This is a genomic window from Sulfitobacter sediminis (genome assembly GCF_040811725.1).
Taxonomy (GTDB): Bacteria; Pseudomonadota; Alphaproteobacteria; order Rhodobacterales; family Rhodobacteraceae; genus Sulfitobacter; species Sulfitobacter sediminis.
Window position 1 is genome coordinate 151,142 of the sequence record NZ_JBFNXX010000011.1, and the last position, 17,372, is coordinate 168,513.

The 17,372-nt window shown below is 62.0% G+C and carries 21 protein-coding genes; 8 read left to right on the forward strand and 13 right to left on the reverse strand.

What is annotated here, in order from left to right:
• Positions 1-7 precede the first annotated feature (7 nt).
• On the reverse strand, positions 8-1,663 hold the full coding sequence (locus AB2B41_RS15100) for a S8 family serine peptidase (RefSeq protein WP_367878643.1): 1,656 nt from the start codon (positions 1,661-1,663) through the stop codon (positions 8-10).
• Between the two features lie 334 nt (positions 1,664-1,997).
• Here AB2B41_RS15100 and AB2B41_RS15105 point away from each other — a divergent pair, with 334 nt between their 5' ends.
• Both AB2B41_RS15105 and AB2B41_RS15110 read left to right on the forward strand, forming a co-directional pair.
• Positions 1,998-2,408, forward strand: coding sequence for a c-type cytochrome (locus tag AB2B41_RS15105; protein ID WP_367878644.1), 411 nt, complete (start codon positions 1,998-2,000; stop codon positions 2,406-2,408).
• Between the two features lie 94 nt (positions 2,409-2,502).
• Entirely contained in the window at positions 2,503-3,720 is a 1,218-nt protein-coding gene (locus tag AB2B41_RS15110) for a cation:proton antiporter (protein WP_367878645.1), read from the forward strand.
• Here AB2B41_RS15110 and AB2B41_RS15115 read toward each other — a convergent pair.
• From AB2B41_RS15115 to AB2B41_RS15140, 6 genes are all read right to left on the reverse strand, one after another.
• Positions 3,644-3,973 (reverse strand): TraR/DksA family transcriptional regulator, encoded by a 330-nt coding sequence (locus AB2B41_RS15115; RefSeq protein WP_367878646.1) that lies wholly within the window; start codon positions 3,971-3,973, stop codon positions 3,644-3,646. The genes AB2B41_RS15110 and AB2B41_RS15115 overlap by 77 nt on opposite strands.
• A gap of 67 nt (positions 3,974-4,040) precedes the next feature.
• Positions 4,041-4,466 (reverse strand): ion channel, encoded by a 426-nt coding sequence (locus AB2B41_RS15120; RefSeq protein WP_367878647.1) that lies wholly within the window; start codon positions 4,464-4,466, stop codon positions 4,041-4,043.
• 23 nt (positions 4,467-4,489) lie between these two features.
• Positions 4,490-4,936 (reverse strand): DUF6691 family protein, encoded by a 447-nt coding sequence (locus tag AB2B41_RS15125; RefSeq protein ID WP_367878648.1) that lies wholly within the window; start codon positions 4,934-4,936, stop codon positions 4,490-4,492.
• A 2-nt stretch (positions 4,937-4,938) separates the two neighbouring features.
• Entirely contained in the window at positions 4,939-5,370 is a 432-nt protein-coding gene (locus AB2B41_RS15130; RefSeq protein WP_367878649.1) for a YeeE/YedE family protein, read from the reverse strand.
• 3 nt (positions 5,371-5,373) lie between these two features.
• Positions 5,374-5,586: a YgaP family membrane protein gene (locus AB2B41_RS15135; RefSeq protein ID WP_367878650.1), complete on the reverse strand. Its 213-nt coding sequence runs from the start codon at positions 5,584-5,586 to the stop codon at positions 5,374-5,376.
• A 77-nt stretch (positions 5,587-5,663) separates the two neighbouring features.
• Positions 5,664-6,332 (reverse strand): Crp/Fnr family transcriptional regulator, encoded by a 669-nt coding sequence (locus AB2B41_RS15140; RefSeq protein ID WP_420014303.1) that lies wholly within the window; start codon positions 6,330-6,332, stop codon positions 5,664-5,666.
• 165 nt (positions 6,333-6,497) lie between these two features.
• Here AB2B41_RS15140 and AB2B41_RS15145 point away from each other — a divergent pair, with 165 nt between their 5' ends.
• A complete protein-coding gene (locus tag AB2B41_RS15145; RefSeq protein WP_367878651.1) occupies positions 6,498-7,628 on the forward strand; it encodes a site-2 protease family protein in 1,131 nt (376 codons plus the stop codon).
• A 105-nt stretch (positions 7,629-7,733) separates the two neighbouring features.
• Complete coding sequence (locus AB2B41_RS15150) at positions 7,734-9,284, forward strand: PAS domain S-box protein (protein ID WP_367878652.1); 1,551 nt, start codon at positions 7,734-7,736, stop codon at positions 9,282-9,284.
• Here AB2B41_RS15150 and AB2B41_RS15155 read toward each other — a convergent pair.
• A complete protein-coding gene (locus tag AB2B41_RS15155) occupies positions 9,251-10,024 on the reverse strand; it encodes a response regulator (protein WP_367878653.1) in 774 nt (257 codons plus the stop codon). The two genes, AB2B41_RS15150 and AB2B41_RS15155, sit on opposite strands and share 34 nt — an antisense overlap.
• A gap of 167 nt (positions 10,025-10,191) precedes the next feature.
• Here AB2B41_RS15155 and AB2B41_RS15160 point away from each other — a divergent pair, with 167 nt between their 5' ends.
• A complete protein-coding gene (locus tag AB2B41_RS15160; RefSeq protein ID WP_367878654.1) occupies positions 10,192-10,866 on the forward strand; it encodes a helix-turn-helix domain-containing protein in 675 nt (224 codons plus the stop codon).
• Between the two features lie 13 nt (positions 10,867-10,879).
• Here the strand turns inward: AB2B41_RS15160 and AB2B41_RS15165 are convergent, their stop codons facing one another.
• Positions 10,880-11,311 (reverse strand): DUF2267 domain-containing protein, encoded by a 432-nt coding sequence (locus AB2B41_RS15165; RefSeq protein WP_367878655.1) that lies wholly within the window; start codon positions 11,309-11,311, stop codon positions 10,880-10,882.
• 12 nt (positions 11,312-11,323) lie between these two features.
• Positions 11,324-12,514, reverse strand: coding sequence for a DUF8173 domain-containing protein (locus tag AB2B41_RS15170; RefSeq protein WP_367878656.1), 1,191 nt, complete (start codon positions 12,512-12,514; stop codon positions 11,324-11,326).
• A gap of 299 nt (positions 12,515-12,813) precedes the next feature.
• Here AB2B41_RS15170 and AB2B41_RS15175 point away from each other — a divergent pair, with 299 nt between their 5' ends.
• A complete protein-coding gene (locus tag AB2B41_RS15175; protein WP_367878657.1) occupies positions 12,814-13,653 on the forward strand; it encodes a universal stress protein in 840 nt (279 codons plus the stop codon).
• On the opposite strand, the gene AB2B41_RS15180 is transcribed toward AB2B41_RS15175, so the two are convergent.
• On the reverse strand, positions 13,643-14,353 hold the full coding sequence (locus AB2B41_RS15180; protein ID WP_367878658.1) for an endonuclease/exonuclease/phosphatase family protein: 711 nt from the start codon (positions 14,351-14,353) through the stop codon (positions 13,643-13,645). The two genes, AB2B41_RS15175 and AB2B41_RS15180, sit on opposite strands and share 11 nt — an antisense overlap.
• A 56-nt stretch (positions 14,354-14,409) precedes the next feature.
• Here AB2B41_RS15180 and AB2B41_RS15185 point away from each other — a divergent pair, with 56 nt between their 5' ends.
• Positions 14,410-15,063: a DUF2238 domain-containing protein gene (locus AB2B41_RS15185; RefSeq protein ID WP_367878659.1), complete on the forward strand. Its 654-nt coding sequence runs from the start codon at positions 14,410-14,412 to the stop codon at positions 15,061-15,063.
• Here the strand turns inward: AB2B41_RS15185 and AB2B41_RS15190 are convergent.
• Together AB2B41_RS15190 and AB2B41_RS15195 are read right to left on the reverse strand one after the other, a co-directional pair.
• On the reverse strand, positions 15,060-15,359 hold the full coding sequence (locus AB2B41_RS15190; protein ID WP_367878660.1) for a chaperone modulator CbpM: 300 nt from the start codon (positions 15,357-15,359) through the stop codon (positions 15,060-15,062). The genes AB2B41_RS15185 and AB2B41_RS15190 overlap by 4 nt on opposite strands.
• A gap of 4 nt (positions 15,360-15,363) precedes the next feature.
• Positions 15,364-16,326, reverse strand: a complete 963-nt coding sequence (locus AB2B41_RS15195; protein ID WP_367878661.1) for a DnaJ C-terminal domain-containing protein — start codon at positions 16,324-16,326, stop codon at positions 15,364-15,366.
• 127 nt (positions 16,327-16,453) lie between these two features.
• On the opposite strand from AB2B41_RS15195, the gene AB2B41_RS15200 reads away from it, so the two are divergent.
• Positions 16,454-17,299 carry a universal stress protein gene (locus AB2B41_RS15200; protein ID WP_367878662.1) on the forward strand — a complete coding sequence of 282 codons (846 nt, stop codon included), beginning with the start codon at positions 16,454-16,456 and terminating at the stop codon, positions 17,297-17,299.
• Positions 17,300-17,372: the final 73 nt, after the last annotated feature.

Genomic DNA, 17,372 nt, shown 5'->3' on the forward strand with positions numbered 1-17,372 from the left:
TCCGAAATCAGCCTCCGATAGCCGATCGCAGCGCAGGCGAAGCCGCCAAGGCTGCGGCGACCGCCGGACTTGGCACGTCCTCGCTCAGTGCGGCTTCACTATCGGTCTCCAGCATGCGTTTCATGGCCCCCCGGCGGTAACTCAGCCAGATGAGTTCGGGCGCGAGATCGGCCATCTCGGCTGTCACCGCTTCGGCTGCAATGGCTTCGCTGCTTCCGGCAAGATGCATCTGAAGGATGTTGAGGGTGGAAACCGCCTCGGCCTCCGGCGCGGCAGGCGCTTCAGTCGCCCCGGGCAAATCCGCCTCGAGCGCCGCATGCGCATTCAGCACGCCCGCCCCAAGGTCGAGCGCGCCGTTCCAGACGGCGGGCGGCTGCATGTTGCGTGTCGCGCAGCTAATCCACATCGCCTGTACCGTTGTGCCGCGCTGATCGGCGATCTGCTTGAGCGCAGCGCGCCCCCCGTGTTTCGCCACCCAAAGCGCCGCGACGCCCGCCGTCATCGACGTGGCGAGTGTCGTCCCCTGGCTGGCGCGGATGCCGCCGTCGGGATCGCTCGCCTTGTTCTTGGCCGCGCCCCAGACCTGCTCCCCGAAGGCCGAGAAACTGACCTGCCCGCCACGCCCGCTTTTCTTCCAGGGTCGCCGATCGGGCTGCAGGGCGGCAACGGCAGTGCAGACGCCGAGAGGCGCGTAAGCTGCGGGAAAGACGACGGCAGGCCAGCAGTTGCCTGCCGCACAAACGATCACGACGCCCGCATTCGCCGCGCGCCGCAAGGCGGCCTCTGTGCTGGCCACGCGGGTGGGTCCGCCCAGCGCCATGGCGATCACGGCGGCACCATTGGCGACCGCGTGGTCGATCGCCGTCGCAATCCGGCGCTGGTTGAAGTCGATCACCGACCGGATGGCGCGGATCGGCATGACCTTGGCGGCGGGTGCCGTTCCGGTAACCGCCCCCGGCGCGCCGGTCTGGCCTGCGCTGTTCGCCGTACCGCGTGACGCCACGACGGACATGACCAGGGTGCCATGCCCGGGGTTCTTCAATAGCCCGGTGCTGAACTGATCATGGGCATCTGTCCCGCCCTCGACCAGGTTGATCTCTCCGGTCGAGGTGGTCACGCCCTGCAGCTCCGCATGATCGCTGTAGCCGGTGTCGATGACCGCCACCACCGAACCGTCACCCCGCGTGTGCTGCCAGGCCCCGATGGTGTCGATCTCCGGGTGATGCCAGCCAAAGGGCCGCCCGTTATCGCGCGGCGTTTCGCAGAAACTGAAGAGGCCCTCGTTTTCCCCCGCCACGTGGTGCGCCCCGAAAAGGCTGTCCGGCAGAACCGGGTTTGACTCTTGTGCATCCGTATCCCGACGCAGCGCGCGGGCGAACTCGAATACCTTTATCTCTTGGCCATGCGGATCGATGTCGGGAAAATCGACAAAGAAATACCGGTCCTCTTCCGCGTCGAAAGTCGCTTCGACATCGAATGCCGCGTCGGGCAGCGCCGCGGCCACCCGGGCCCTCATCGCCTCAGAGGTCGTCGGTGCCGCGGTGACAAGCTCGACCGATAGCGGGTCACGTCCCTCGGGCACCCCGCCGCGTTCGAGGCTGTTGTAGCTGTCTTGTGCCAAATCCTTGTCCCCCTCTTTCTTGTCGACCCTTGTTGAGCCCATTCTTCCTTCACGTCAGGCCGCAGCCCTATGCGCACAAGGTGTGTATGTGCCTTTTGTCCTGACTGCTGAAAGGAGACGGCGAAAGGCCACTGGCCGCGCGCATGTGGTGCGTCATTGAAAGGTCTCCTTTTGAAATGGGTTTTCTGAAATATGCCCAAGGGTACCACCGAATCGAGAATTCACCAAATACGGGAAGCGACAGCTGCGCGCGATTTGCGATATATCCAAGCTATGGTCTTCGGGCGGATGCCGCTTGCGGTAGATCAATGCGGTCTACGCCCGTCATTGCCAGTCTGGGCGGACACCGAAAACAGAACAAGCGAGGTTGGCCCGCATGATCCCGAAAGCCCTGACAGTCGCCATAGTGGCAGCCGCAGCGGGCTGCACGCCCGAGCCCGGCCCCGTTACCATGGATGTGGCGACCGGAATGACGCTCTATGCCGAGAACTGCGCCGTCTGCCACGGGACGGACGCGCGGGGCGCCGGTGCGGCATCCCTGGGGTTGGGCGAGGTGCCGCCGTCCCTCGTGGGCCTCTCCCGGCAGAACCGCGGACGCTTTCCCCGCGCCTACGTGATCGAGATCGTGCAGGGAAAGGTCGGGCCCGACCATCCAACCGCCGCGATGCCCGAATTCGGCACGGGCGAATTGGGCACGCTGGTACGCGTCGAAAGCGACGGCAAGGAAATCGTCGTTCCCGCCGGTCTGGTCGCCCTCGCCAATTACCTCGAAAGTATCCAGGAATGATCCGGCGGATCATGGAACCGGGCCGGAGACATTTCGAAGCAACCCGTCGGCTGACGCGCGTGGGCTTCCCCTGCACCACGGACATGCGCCAGAGATGATCTATTCCGACGCATTGCTGACGCTCGGGGCATTGTTCTCCGTCGGCTTGCTGGCCGACCAGGTCGGACGCCGCACGCGCGTGCCGCGCGTCACCTTGCTGTTGCTTTGCGGGCTGGCCGCGGGATGGGGCGGCTTGCTCCCCGACCGAATATCCTCCCTGACAGACACGATCATGGTGGCGGCACTGACCTTCGTCTCCTTCCTGCTGGGCGGATCGCTCAAGCTCGACAGCCTTAAGGCGCACGGGATCGAGATAATCGTGGTCTCCGTCTCAATCGTGCTTGTGACGCTCGCCCTTGTCACCCTTGGTCTGACCGCGCTCGGGACAGACCCGGCTTTGGCGCTCGTGCTGGCCAGTATCGCCACGGCGACCGCACCGGCTGCTACGCTCGACGTGATCCGACAGTCCGGCATCGACAACGATTTCACCCGCAGCGTGAAGGGCATCGTCGCGATCGACGATGCCTGGGGGCTGATCACCTTCAGCCTCTGCCTCAGCGTCGCTCTTCAGATGAGCGGGTCTGACAATGGGGCGGGCGTGTCAGCCTTCGCCGAGATCGGCGGCGCGCTCCTGCTCGGGTTGGCCATCGGCCTGCCCGCCGCCTTCCTGACAGGCCGGATCGAGGAAGGTGAGCCCCTGGAGGTGGAGGCGCTGGCCATCGCCTTTCTGACTGCCGGGCTTGCACTCTGGCTGCATGTGTCGTTCCTGATCGCAGGCATGTGCGTCGGCGCGCTGATCGCCAATTTCGCCCGGCATCACAATCGCGCCTTTCACGAAATCGAGCACATCCAGTGGCCCTTCATGATCCTCTTCTTTATCCTCGCGGGCGCGTCGCTCCATCTGCCTTCCGTGATGGCACTTGGGGCCATCGGGGCGGCGTTCATCATGCTACGCACGGTGGCGCGCCTTCTGGGCGGTTGGCTTGGGTCCGCCCTCGCCCGTTCCGCGCCTGAGCATCGAAATCTCTTCGGCGTGGCGCTGCTGCCGCAAGCGGGTGTCGCCATCGGCATGGCGCTGTTGGCCGGTCAGGCGCTGCCGGACTGGAAGGACGAGATCATGATCCTGACGGTCGGTGCTACTGTGGTTTTCGAGCTTCTCGGCCCCTTCTGCACCATGTGGGCCGTGCGCCGCAGCGCTAGCGCTTTGCCCCCGTCGCACAATCCTTGCACAGAGGTGCATAGGGCACCGCCTCAAGACGGGCTTCCGAAATAGGCTCCTCGCATTTCAGGCAGGTGCCATAGGTCCCATCCTCGATGCGTTTCAGAGCGGCATTAAGCAGAGCCACCTCTTTCTCGGCGGCATTCCCGAGGCTTTCGAGCACCTCGTCGTCCTCCAGATCGATGGCCTGATCTTCGAGGTCGCTGTCCATCTCGTGGCTCAGCTCCTCGTCGATATCTTGTATCCGCACGCCCAATTCCTCGAGCCGGGCCTGGATCACTTTCTTGAAATGTGCTTGGTCAACCATCGGTCTTTCCTTCGTTTCGGTCAGCGATCAGGCTAGTGGCCCGTTTGCGGACGCACCTTGATGGAAATCAACCGCGCCGCGACCGCACTGGCAGATTGAATACCTCGACGAGGAAGGCGGTGAAAAGGCCAAAAGTCAAAAGACCGTGGGTCGCCGTCATCCCCGCAAGAAGACGCCAACCCGGTTCGAGCACCACGTCGCCGTAGCCCACCGTCGTGAAGGAGGCGATGGCAAAGTAGAGCGCGGGCTCCATCCCCGAAAAAAGGCCGAGCGACAGATACAACACCGCCCAACCCCAGACGGAGAAAGACAACACGAACAGGATCCAGACAAACGTCACCGCCAGTTCAAAAAGGTTCGTGAACCGGCGGTATCCGAAGGCCTGCGTTTCCTCGAGCCATCGCAACACGCGGGCCGCGACGCCGAAGAAGAAGATCGCGGCAGCCAGAGAGCCGATCATCATCGAAGACCCGATCAGCAGTGCGAATATCATCTGGCCGCCCTTTCTTCTCGCCTTTACTCAGCGGGCTGGGTGGCCTTTCCGCCCGTACCGCTGCGGGACATCAGGAAGCGGGCAAAGAACATCCCGGCAATCAGTGCCACCATGAAGAGGAGCACGTTGATATTCCCTGTGCCCACCACCGGCAGCGCCCCGCCGGGGCAGAAACCCGCGATGCCCCAACCAACACCGAAAATGCCCGCGCCTGCAAGCAGCTTGGTGTCCAGTTTGCGGTTCTGGGGGATATCGAATTGCGGCTCGTAGATGGGTCGTTCCCGGCCCAGCACCAGCCGGTAGCCGATAAACGTCACGACGACGGCACCACCCATCACGAAGACAAGACTGGGATCCCAGCTGCCTGCGATGTCAAAGAAGTTGATGACCTTGGCCGGGTTCGCCATGCCAGACAGGGCGATGCCGGTGCCGAAAATCATGCCCGTGATCAGTGTGAGAATGTTGCGCATGATCAAAGCCCCAGAACGTGACGAACGATGTAGACGGTGATGCCGGTGGTCAGCATGAAGGTGCCCGTGGCCGCGAAGGACCGCGGCGACAGCCGCGCCATCCCGCAGACCCCGTGGCCAGAGGTACAGCCGGACCCGAGCGTGACACCGATACCGACGAGAAAACCGCCGATCAGCAGCATTGCGGTGGATACCGGCACCTCGATCGCGGGGAGCGCCCCGGTGGCAAGAAAGTAAATCCACGGCCCGGTGAACATCCCCAGCAGGAGCAGCGCGCGCCAGGTAAAGTCATACCGGCTGGCCGGGCGCAGCGCACCCGCCAGAACGCCCGTCGCACCCATGATCCGGCCACGCAGCAGCATCAGCAGCACTGCGGCGAGACCGATGAGAATGCCACCGGCAAGCGAAGCGTAAGGGGTAAATGTGGTTTCCATGGCTTACACCTTGCAGGTCGATACGCCGATCAGGCGATAAAGCGGGCAAAACCGCACCAGCGCCGTCACCGCCAGGATCAGGCCAACAGCCATGCTGCCGTAAGCCAGAGCGCCGCTCGACCAGATGGCGGGGATATTCAGCAGGGGCGCAAAAAACAGAACCAGCCCGGCAATCAGCCGGATCACGCGGTCCGCACTTCCAACATTCGCAGTCATTTCGACCTCCATATGCAGTGTCTGGCGCCGCTCTTATTGCAATTGCGCGCGCCCGTCCGTGAGTTTGTCACAAAGGCTCAGGCAGCTTCCGCCAGCGCCTCTATGGCTTCGACATCCCGCAACTCGATCACGCCACGGCTTAGCGTCAGCCAGTTGCGCCGCTCGAATTCCTTGAGCTGGCGCGAGATCACCTCGCGCGCGGTGCCCAGTTCGACGGCAAGCTGCTGATGGGTCAGGTGCAGCGTACTGTCTTCGCCGCGCAATTCGAGCAGCTTTTGCGCGACGCGAATGTCCATCCGCTTAAAGGCGATCTCCTCGATGACGAGGAAAAGATCGGTGATCCGCCGCGAATACGCCTCGAAGACAAAGGCCCGGAATTCTTTCGATACCGACACCAGCTCGTCGAAATCGTCTCGCGAAATCAGGATCGCCTCGACATCGGTCTCGGCGATGCCTTCGGCGGAATATTCCTCGAAAGCCAGCAGACACGCCGTTGTCAACACACAGCTCTCGCCGGCGTGCACACGATAAAGCACGATCTCACGACCGGCCTCGGATAGCTGCTGAACCCGCACGGTTCCCTTAACCAGCAACAAAAGGTTCTGCGCCGGATTGCCCGGGCCAAAGATCACCGTACCCTTGGCGATTTTCGCGCTCTTTGCCTTCTTGTCCAGCATCTCGGAGACATCGGCAGATATGTGCGCCAAGCCCGGAAAATGCGCGCGCCAGTTGGCGGTTGTAGGCATCGGTCACGGTCCTTCGTTGTGGTCAATCTACCCTTCTTTAAGCGCCCCGAGGTTGATATTTGTCAACGTGAAATCCCGGGCTATGCCCGGGTCCGCAGCGTTTGAGCAAGATCAATTTCAACCAGATGCGCAGCGCTAAACTGCTGCCATGGGGAGGGCGAGGCGATGTTCTCAAATTCTATCAGGATATTCACCTTCGGCGGCTTCGATATCAAGCTAGACCCAAGCTGGTTGCTGATTGCCGCCCTGATCACCTGGAGCCTCGCGCAACAGTACTTTCCCCAAACGCTCCCCGGCCTCGACACGCAAACCTATCTGACGATGGCCATCTTCGCGATGCTGACCTTCTTCGCCTCGCTTCTGCTGCACGAGATGGCGCATTCAGTGGTCGCGCGTCACTACGGTATCGAGATCAAGGGCATCACGCTGTTCCTCTTCGGCGGAGTGGCCGAACTGGAGGCGGAACCGCGTTCGGCGAGCGTGGAGCTTCTGGTGGCAATCGCCGGGCCGATCATGAGCCTGCTGCTGGCGGTAGGGTTCTGGATACTCGCGCAGTTCTCGGCCTTTGCCACGAACGCCGCTGCCCTGACCGAGGTGCTCTCATACCTCGCCCTGATCAATCTCATCCTGGCTGTCTTCAATCTCATACCCGCCTTCCCGCTCGACGGTGGGCGGGTGCTGCGTGCCTATCTCTGGTACCGGCACGGGGACATCCTGCGGGCCACGGAAACGGCGGCGAAATCCGGCAGCATCTTCGCCTACGCGCTGATGCTCATGGGGGTTCTGGCGCTGTTCCAGGGGGGTATCGCTGCAGGTCTCTGGCAGATCATGATCGGACTTTTCATCCTCGCCGCCGCGCGATCCAGCTATCAGCACCAGCTTGCCCAGAGCGTCTTCGAGGGCAAGACCGTGCGGGACCTGATGGTGACAGACCCCATCGTGGCGGCGCCAGAGATGAGCCTCTCCGCCTTCGTCAACCAGATCATGCTGCGCCATCACCGCCAATTCGTACCCGTGGTCGAGGACGGCGCACTTCTGGGCCATCTGGATGCCGACGTCCTTTCCGGCATAGACCGCGAGAACTGGGCCAATACCCAGGTCGGCGACGTCTTTGCGGGCCTCGATGCTTCGACAACTGTTCCGCCCGAGATGTCGGCGCAGGACCTGATGTCACATATCGCCAAAACCGGGCGGCGGAAATTCCTCGTGGTCAGGGACCATCGCCTCCTTGGCGTGATCACCCTGGCCGATCTGACGAATTACCTCCAGATCGCCGACATGCTGCGGCACAGGTGAGAAGGATTGGATCAATACTGACATACCCGTTTCATCCTCGGCCGCGAAAGGCTTGCTTTTTGGGGCTTCGATTTGGCAGGCTTCCAAAGGGGTTGGGGTAGGAACATGGACATCGATATCGAAGACAGCGCTCTGCTGAACGCCATTCTGGACGCGGCGGCGGATGCAATCATCGTAGCGGACGCGCACGGGATCGTCCATCGAGCCAATCCTGCCGCCCGCGCCCTCTTTCAATATTCGCGCACGGATATGATCGGAAACACCGTCAACATGCTGATGCCCCGAAAAGTGGCACAGGAGCACGACGGCTACATGCGTCACCACATCGAAACGGGCGAGAACCGTATCATCGGTATCGGCCGTGAGGTAGAAGGCCAGCGGCGCGATGGCACGGTCTTTCCCCTTCATCTCTCGATTGGCGAGACCACGGCGGCGGGCAACCGCATGTTCGTGGGCATTCTCCACGACCTGACGCGACAGAAATCGGCGGAGGCGGCGCTTGCGCGGTCGCAGCGGCTCGAGGCGATCGGGCAGATGACCGGTGGGATCGCGCATGATTTCAACAACCTGCTGACCGTCATGATCGGGAACCTCGAACTGCTCGAGATGCGGAACGCGCAGGACAGTAACTTCGATCTCATCAAGGACGCACTGGACGCGGCGGAACTTGGGGCCGATCTGACCTCGCGACTGATGGTCTTTGCGCGAAAAAGCGATCTCAAGCCGGTCGAGGCGGACCTGCGACAATTGTGCGAGGACGCCCTGTCGATCCTGCGCCGGATGCTGGGCTCCGGCATCGTGATCAAGACGGAATTCGCCAGACAGGTCGACAAGGTCCTGATTGACCCCTCGCAACTGCAGTCCGCAATTTTGAACCTCGCGCTCAATGCGCGTGACGCGATGGACGGCAATGGCGAGCTGCTGATCTCGGTCACAAACGTCCGGATCGACGACAGTTACATCGCGCAAGAGACCGACATCGCCGCCGGCGATTACGTCCGCCTGTCCGTCAGCGACAACGGGGCCGGCATGAACGCCGAAGCGCAGAAACGCGCGTTCGAGCCTTTCTTTACGACCAAGGCCGAAAACGGAGGTACGGGTCTGGGCCTTGCCATGGTCTACGGGTTCGTCCGCCAATCGGGCGGCCATATCACGCTTTACAGCGAGCAGGGTCTGGGAACCAGCTTCGGGCTTTACTTCCCGGCCACCGGCACCGTCGATGATGGGGATTTGGCAGCGTCCGGGAGCGATACGGAGGGCCCGGGCATCGCGGGCCGCGGCAAGAGAATCCTCGTGGTCGAAGATAACCCAAGGGTGCGCAAGCTGTCCGTCGAGCGCATTCGCGATCTCGGCTTCGAGGTTATCGAGGCCGAGAGCGGCGATGCGGCATACGCGCTGCTGCAATCAGGCACCAAGGTGGACGCGGTCTTTTCCGATCTCGTGATGCCGGGCACGTTGAACGGCTATGACCTTGCGGCGCTGATCGCCAGCGAATTCCCGGACATCAAAGTTCTGCTGACCTCCGGCTATGCCAGCGACGTGGTCACGAGCGGTCTCGCCAAGGGACAGCCCCGCGATATCCTCCACAAGCCCTACCGTCAGATCGATCTGGCACAGAGACTTCAGGCACTCTTTGCCGACGACGACGGCGGCTGAAGCACTTCCACGTCGCAGGCAAAGGTATAGCCCACACCGCGCACGGTCTTGATCAATTTCGGGTCGGAGGGATCGCGCTCGATCTTCTTGCGCAGGCGGGCGACCTGATTGTCGACCGTCCGGTCAAGCGGGCTCCAACTCTGGCCGCCGATCAGGTCCATCAGCTGATCCCGCGAAAGCACTCTCTTGGGACGCTCCATGAACACGCTGAGCAGCTTGAAGTCGCCGCTGGTCAAATCGCAAAACGACCCGTCCCGGTCCCGCAACTCCAGACGGTCGGGGATCGCCGTCATCCCGTCGAAGCGGAAATGCGGGCTCTTTTCGGTTTCTTCCAGAATGCTCGGCTTGGTGACCTGCTCGCCCTTAGCGGGCTGGCCCTCGGAGCGTCGCAACACGCTGCGCACCCGCGCAACCAACTCGCGCACGTGGAAGGGCTTGGTCACGTAATCGTCCGCGCCGACCTCAAGGCCGACCACCCTGTCGATCACGTCATCCTTGCCTGTGACCATGATCAGCGGCACGGCGGATTTCTGCCGGATCTGCTTGGCAAGCTCGACCCCGCTGTCCGACCCAAGCTGGATATCGAGCGTGATCAGCGCGACCTGGGATTCGTCCAAGATATCGAGAACGTCGGAACCTGTCTCGGATTCGCGCACGGCGAATCCCTCCGCCTCCATAACATTGCGCAGGAGTTTCCGTATCTTCGGATCATCTTCGACTACCAGGATTGTCCTTTTCACGGCCCACCTTTCGGACATTTTCGGGCAAATTCGGTCACGCAGAAGCCTTCAAAACCCATACTATCATGGGTTGCATACAAATTGATACAAAACGACACAGAACCAAAATAGCGCCGGTTACATCGGATGCACAAGTTACCCCCTGCAAACAGAGGGGGCTCTGCACCATGTACGTCACCATTCCCAGTGAGAATACACGCAATCGTCCCGTGACCCCGATTGTCAGCGCGGTTGCGAAGAACAACGAAACCCATCTCAAGGTCGGGTCATACCTGTTTTTCGAAGGCGATCCGGTCGACTGGCTTTTCCAAGTGAAAACCGGCGTGCTGCGGCTGACGCGTCTTCTGGAAGACGGCAGGCGGCAGGTCATCGCCTTCGGCTATCCCGGTGACATCGTAGGATTCCCTTCGGGAGGATACCACCACACCGATTGCGACGTATTGGTCGATGCAACGCTGCAGCCCTATCGCCGCACAGCGCTGGAAAGCGGCGATGGCGATCCCGAACTGCACCGCGCGCTGTTGCAGGCCGCCCTGCGCGAAATCAGCGCGATGCAGGATCACTTCATGATGCTGGGTCGCAAGTCTGCCGTGGAAAAGGTTGCGTCGTTTCTCTGCGTGCTTGCTGACCGGGTCGGCGACGCCTGTGGCGTCGACTGCAAGATCGACCTTCCGATGCGCCGTGGTGACATCGCCGATTTTCTCGGCCTCACGACGGAAACTGTCAGCCGTACCCTGACCCAGTTGCGAAAGCGCGGCGTGATCGCGGTCGAGAACATTCACACCATCATCATCCGCAAACCCAGTGCGCTTCTCGAGCTGTCGTTGGGATCGGACGACTAGGGTTTCTCGCTGATCAAGGCGCGGACCAGAGCCCCCGGATCCCCTCCGGCAAGCTCGCGCGGACATCCTCGATCTCGCCGCGGCTTACCCGGTTGTTCAGCATATCGAAAACGCAGCGGATATCCTCGGCCCCGCGGTATTCTGCCGTCTGTCCCAGCTTCTCCTCGATGGCCGCGATGAAGGTCGCGGCGCTCCGGTCTTTCACCGGCGTGCGTTTCGGCACCCAGCCTTCAAACAGAATGCCCCGGATCAGCAGCGGAAGCTGGGCCGAGAACTGCGCCAGTTCATTGACCAGCAGGTGGTCACGCAGGTTCTGAAGCGTTACGCGCATCAGCCGCAGCGCGCTACGCTTCGAAGACCAGTCCAGCCGTTCCGCCAGTTCATTGATCCATTCGTGCGTCACCTGTGCGGCGTGGTCGATCATCTGCAAACCTTGGTCTGACATGTGTTTCCTCCTTCAGGTTTCACGGCCTTCGATTGGCTTCATGTCCACGTCAAGCGCGACATCGGGACTGCCCAGCATGGCGTGAAACAAGGCGTGCGTCATTGCCCCCATCCCCAGCAGAACCAGCGTGTAGTTCGCCACCCATCCGACGAAGGGAATGAAATTCAGCAAGGCGATCACGCAGATCGCACCGGCAAAAACAAGCAGCCGGGTCACGTTTCCGGGTTCTTCGCCTCCACCTATGGCGCCAAAGACCCACATCGCAACGCTGTAGGCCCCCAGCGCATAGGCCAGGGTCCAGAAGACGAAGATCGCAAGGATCGCGATGGGCACAAAGGGCAGGCCGACAATGGTCATCGCCGTGATCGGCACCATACCGAAGACCAGGGCGAGGCCAAGAATGCCAAGGACAATCGACTTGCCGGGTGCTGCGGCCACACTGCTGCGCATCCGCTCCAGCCTGCGGGGCATGAAGGTCAGCATCAGCGCACCCAGCACAACGAAGAACAGCAACGAAATCAGAAAGCCGAAGAAGACGGAAGCAAACCCCGGCAGCACGGGCATCTCCTTGCGCACCCCTTCCCACTCATCCCAGGCATCCGAGAGTTCGACCTCTTCAAAGACGACACGCGCCGCCGGTGCGACCCTTTCGGGCACTGCAATTTTCTCTTCGGTGCTGTAGGTCAGTGTCCCGCCAATGACGGCGTCCGGGCCGAAGGAGATCGACTTGGCCAAAAGACGCGCGTCGCCGGCGACGGGGGCGTTCAGGATCACGTCCATGCCCACTGCCGAAAGCGCGCCTGAAACCGGGCCCTCGATGGTGAGGGTGTTTCCAAAGAGCCGTACGTTGCCCGCCGTTTCCGCCGAAGGCGCGGTACGGACCGAAAAGCCCGCCGCAGTGAGATCATGGGCAACGGTGCCGCGCACATCAACGGACGCGCCAGCCGCATAGAGGTCCTCTCCTGCGTTGGTATTTATGGTCAGATCGAATCCGGTGACATGCAGGTCGCCCTGCGACGTGCCCCCTGCAACCACCCGCCGACCTGTGACAAAGGCGTCACCGCTGCTGTCGAGCGTCTGACTGATCGTCCCGCCAGAGACGAAGGTATCGCCACCGTGCTGGACCTGTACCGTCTCGGCTTGGCAAACCGCGGCCCACAGGGCGACGAAGATGAAGGCAAGCCAGGCTTTTTGCTTGGACATGGGTCCCTCCTTTCCCGTTCTGGTTCATCCTCTTTCTAAGGCGGCGTGAAAGCGACCTATTGATCCGGATCAATCGAAACCCGGATCGTTCTGCTAGAAAGAATGCGGGCGGTCCGCGGCGGTGACTTTTCGCGCGGCCAACGAAGCCGATCGGGGCCAGCTTTTCTTGGTTACTGGCACGAAGTTGACGAATGTGCGCTTGCTGGCCCGGCCGTTGCAAAAACGCCCGGGCCGCCCGACCCTCGGGGCCTTCCGCCGTCATGAATGGCACGGTCCCGCCATTTTGAAGGACAAATGCCATGGCGCTGAAAACCATCCTCGTCTGCCTCACCACGCCGGATCACGCGGAAACGCTGATGAAGGTGGCAGTCCCGCTTGCGCGCAAACATGAGGCTCACCTGATCGGCCTGCACACGGTCGAGGCGCTGGTGGTCTATCCGGGCATCGCGATGCATATCCCCGAGCCCGCCTTCGCGTCCTTCAACGAAAGCCAGAAGGAGCAGAGTGCCGAGATCAAGGCGACCTTCCAGAAATACACCCAGAACGAAAACTTTCAGAGTGAGTACCGGCTCGTCAGGGCTGAGGCGGTCTCGGCCAACGAACGCATGGTGGAAAGCGCGCGCGCGGCCGACCTTGTAATCATGTCCCACGAGGACAAGCTGGCAGACCGCTACGATCAGCGCCACGCACAGGTTCAGGTAATCCGCGAGAGCGGCCGACCGGTGATCATCGTCCCGCTGGGCTACGATGGCCCCGAGGTGGGCAAGAACATCGTGATCGGATGGAGCGACACCCGCGAAGCCGCCCGTGCCGCGCACGACCTGCTGAGCCTTTGTGAACCCGCTGCCGAGGTTTGTCTGCTGCGCGTGGGCCAGGGACCCAAGAACGAGATGAAGGACGTTGACGGGATCGACATCGCCGAAACCATGGCGCGGCACGGGCTCAAGACAACGCTTCAGCACCGCGAACTCAACGGGAAAGGTGTGGCGGAGGTTCTGAGCGCGGTGGCTTTCGAGAGAGGCGCAGATATGATCGTCACCGGCGCCTTCGGCCACTCAAAGGTCTATGACTTCGTCATCGGAGCAACGACGCACGCGCTTCTGAAAGACGCAAAGCTTCCCGTGATGTTCAGCAAATAGCCGGGGCGGCAGGCACGCGGATATCTGTCCAGACCGGCAGATGATCCGAGGCGATCCGCGCCAGCGTGCCCTGCTCGACCCCGCCGTCGCGCAGTTCCAATCCCTTGCTCAGCGCAAATCGATCGAGTGCCGCCATCGGACGACGCGCGTGAAAGGACCGGCCCGGCGCGAAAGTGTCGAAGGATTTGGCCAGCGGCTCCAGACCCCTGCGCTTTGACCATTCGTTGAAATCCCCAGCGATGACCGCATGCGGGGCATCTGCCGCCTTGTCGCTCAGGACCTTGAGTTGCGCCCGCCGGTCGCGCCGCATCAGGCCGAGATGCGCCGCGAAAACCGTCAGCCCCTGGCCCGCAGAAAGATGAAACCGCACCGCTCCACGTGGCTCGGTCCCGGGGAGTTCGATGTGATCTACATCCGTCACCTCGAGCCCGTCGCGCAGCAATACCGCATTTCCGTGCCAGCCCAACGAGACGCCGTTACGCGATACCTCGAGCAATCTGAAATCCGTCTCCGCCTCGATCATGGCGGGGGGCAGCGCCGGTTTTCGCATACCAAGGCGCTTGTCTGCCTCCTGCAAAAGAACGATGTCCGCATCGAGACGGTTGATCACCTCAAGCGTCCGGCCCGGATTGCGCTTTTGGTCAAGGCCGCGTGCCTTGCGGATGTTGTAACTTGCGATGCGAAGCTTGGTGCCTGTCATAATAACCATATATGTGCAGAAAGCCCTCGATTAAACGCCACGCGGCGGGAGAGATAATGAATGCGCTCAGGGAACACGGTCGGGTGATGCTCGGCATCTGGACGGCGCTGCTGATCGGCACGCTGATCGCACTGGCGCTGGGGCGCTGGTCGATGGCCTTCGTGAGCTTTTCCACCCTTGCCCTTTCGCTGGTGCCGCCCGTCCTTGCCTCGCGGTTCGAGCTTAAACTGCCGATGCCTTTCCTGCTGGCCACGACCTTCTTCGTCTTCGCCTCGATCTTTCTGGGCGAGGCGCTGGATTTCTACGAAAGGCTCTGGTGGTGGGATCTGTTCCTGCACGGCTTTTCCGCGGTCGGTTTCGGTCTGATCGGGTTCCTGTTTGTCTTCATGCTTTTCGAAGGCGACCGTTTTGCCGCACCACCCTCGGCGGTGGCGCTGATCACCTTCTGCTTTGCCGTCACCGTCGGCGCGACCTGGGAGATCTTCGAATACGGCATGGACAACATCTTCGGGCTCAACATGCAGAAATCCGGGCTCGACGATACGATGGGCGATCTGATGATCGACGCGGCGGGCAGCCTGATCGCCAGTTTCATTGGCTATCTTTACCTCAAGCGCGACTCTGGCGGACCGCTTGGGCAGTCCCTGTCGCACTTCATCGCGCTCAACAGGCGTCTCTACCAGAAATCCAAGAACCGGTTGAAACGCTAGACCGGCTCGTAGCGCGACAGCCTGCGGCGGAACTCGTCGCGCTGCTCCAGCAGGTCGATCACCATGGCGATCCCCGCCGCGTTGATCCCAAGGTCGCGGTTCAGCCGGCGCGCTTTCTTGGCCCGCACGATATTCGGCCCGCGGAAAAGCCAGGTCTCCACCCGCGCGCCCTTTGGCTCCAACACTCCATATTCGACCAGTTCCATCACCCAGGCCTCATCCGCCTGACAAAAGCGGCACAGGTCCTCAAGACTGAGTGCGTCCACGATCTCGCTGCGATGGGTCGTTCGCTTCATCTCCCTATCCTCCAAGATGCGCACGGGGATCGAAAGGCATCGCCTTGGCCATGTCCTCGAAGAACCGGCGGCCTTCCTCCGTCGTGACCTTCGGGTTCACGATCTTCAGTGTAGCATAGATGTCGCCCGCGGGCGTTCCCGGAAGCCCCTTGCCCTTGAGCCGCATCTTCTGGCCATTGCGGGCGTTCTTGGGGATCAACAGGTCGACCTTACCGCCCGGTGTCGGCATGACGACATGGCCACCCAGCGCAGCCTCCCAAGGGGCGATGGGCAGATCAAGATGCAGATCGCGACCCTCCGCCCGGTAGACCGGATGCGCGGCAAAGCTCACCTCAAGAAAGAGATCGCCCGCCGGTCCGCCCCCGAAACCCGGCGCGCCCTGCCCTCCCAGCCGGATGTGCTGGCCTTCCTGAATGCCCTTGGGGATTTGCACGGCGATGCTGCGGTCCTGCAGGGTCATGCTGCCGTCAGGGTTCATCACGGGACTGCGCATGCTGAGCGTACGGCTCGCACCGCGATAGGCATCCTCGATGGCGATCTCGATCTGCGCATGGGTATCGGACCCCCGCCCACGACCCATGCCCGCCCCGGCCTGCCGGCCACCGCCCCGGCGAAAGAGCTGTTCGAAGAAATCGCTGAAAACGCCCTCGGCCTCCGGCCCGCCGCCGGTGAACTCGAACCCGCCCTCCCAATCGGGTGGCGGCCGGAATGGCCCGCCACCCGGTGGTGGCGACTTGCCAAGCTGATCGTAGGCCGCCCGGCGTTCGTCGTCCTTCAGGACCTCGTAGGCCTCGTTCACGTCCTTGAACCTAGCCTCGGTCTCGGCCCCGGGGTTGACGTCTGGGTGATACTTGCGTGCGGCCTTGCGAAAGGCCTTCTTGATTTCGTCCTTGCTGGCGTCCCGTTTCACGCCGAGGATTTCGTAGTAGTCCTTGTATTCCATTTCGTAAATTCCGAAACTTCCCAAGCATACTCTTGCCAGACATTTCGGCGCTGCAATTGATCTGAATCAGTGCCGGGTTTCCCTGAAGTGCCAGAGATTGCAAAAGGCCTGCCCGCGATGAGACAGGCAGGCACCCTTACGGAGGAAGACCATGCGCAACCTGACCACGCTGTTCCTGGTGAACGCCGAAACGCCCGATGATGTGATTTCCCGGATGGCCGAGGCTGCAGCAGCGTCCGAGACGCATCTGAGCTGCCAGCTTCTCGGGCCCGCACCTGCCCTGCCCATGTATGCCTACGGGGTGCCACCCTACGGCGGGATGAACATTCCCGATAACTGGGCCGAACTGGTGGAGGAAGCCCATGAAAAGCACAGGGCACGTGGCGACGAGATCGAAGCGATCCTGTCAAAGGCGGCGGCCCCCGGCGACGTGCAGCCCGTGCTCTGCGTGCCAGCCGAGATGAAACGCCAGGTCGCGCGACGCGCCCGTGTTTGCGACGTGGCCTACCTGGCCGACAATCTGCGCGAGGCACCCGACATCTTCCGCGAGGCCGCGAACGGCGTTCTGTTTCATTCGCCGATCGGCTTGATGCTCAATCGCTCTCCCCTCGAACCGGCCGCGCGGGTCTTCGTTGCCTGGGACAGCAGCGAAGCGGCCTCGAAAGCCGTCCATGCCGCCCTTCCCCAGCTCAAGGCCGCCGAGGAAGTGACCATCGGCTGTTTCGATCCGGTGATGACCGAGGAAATGCAGGGCGTGGACCCGGGCACAGACGTTGCCGGATGGCTGAGCCATCACGGCTGCAAGGTCACGCTGTCGCAATTCCCCAGCGGGGGGCGCGAGATCGGCAAGTGCATCCAGGACCGTGCCAAGGAGACCGGTGCGAACCTTGTCGTCATGGGCGCATACGGTCACGCCCGGCTGATCGAGACGGTCTTCGGCGGCACTACCCATACGATGATCGAACAGACCGACCTGCCGGTGCTGCTTGCCCACTAAAGCTTTTCCAGTTTACGTAGAAGCATATCCGGCCTCGCAAAAGTAGTTCCAGCATTCTTGCGGGGTGTAGAGA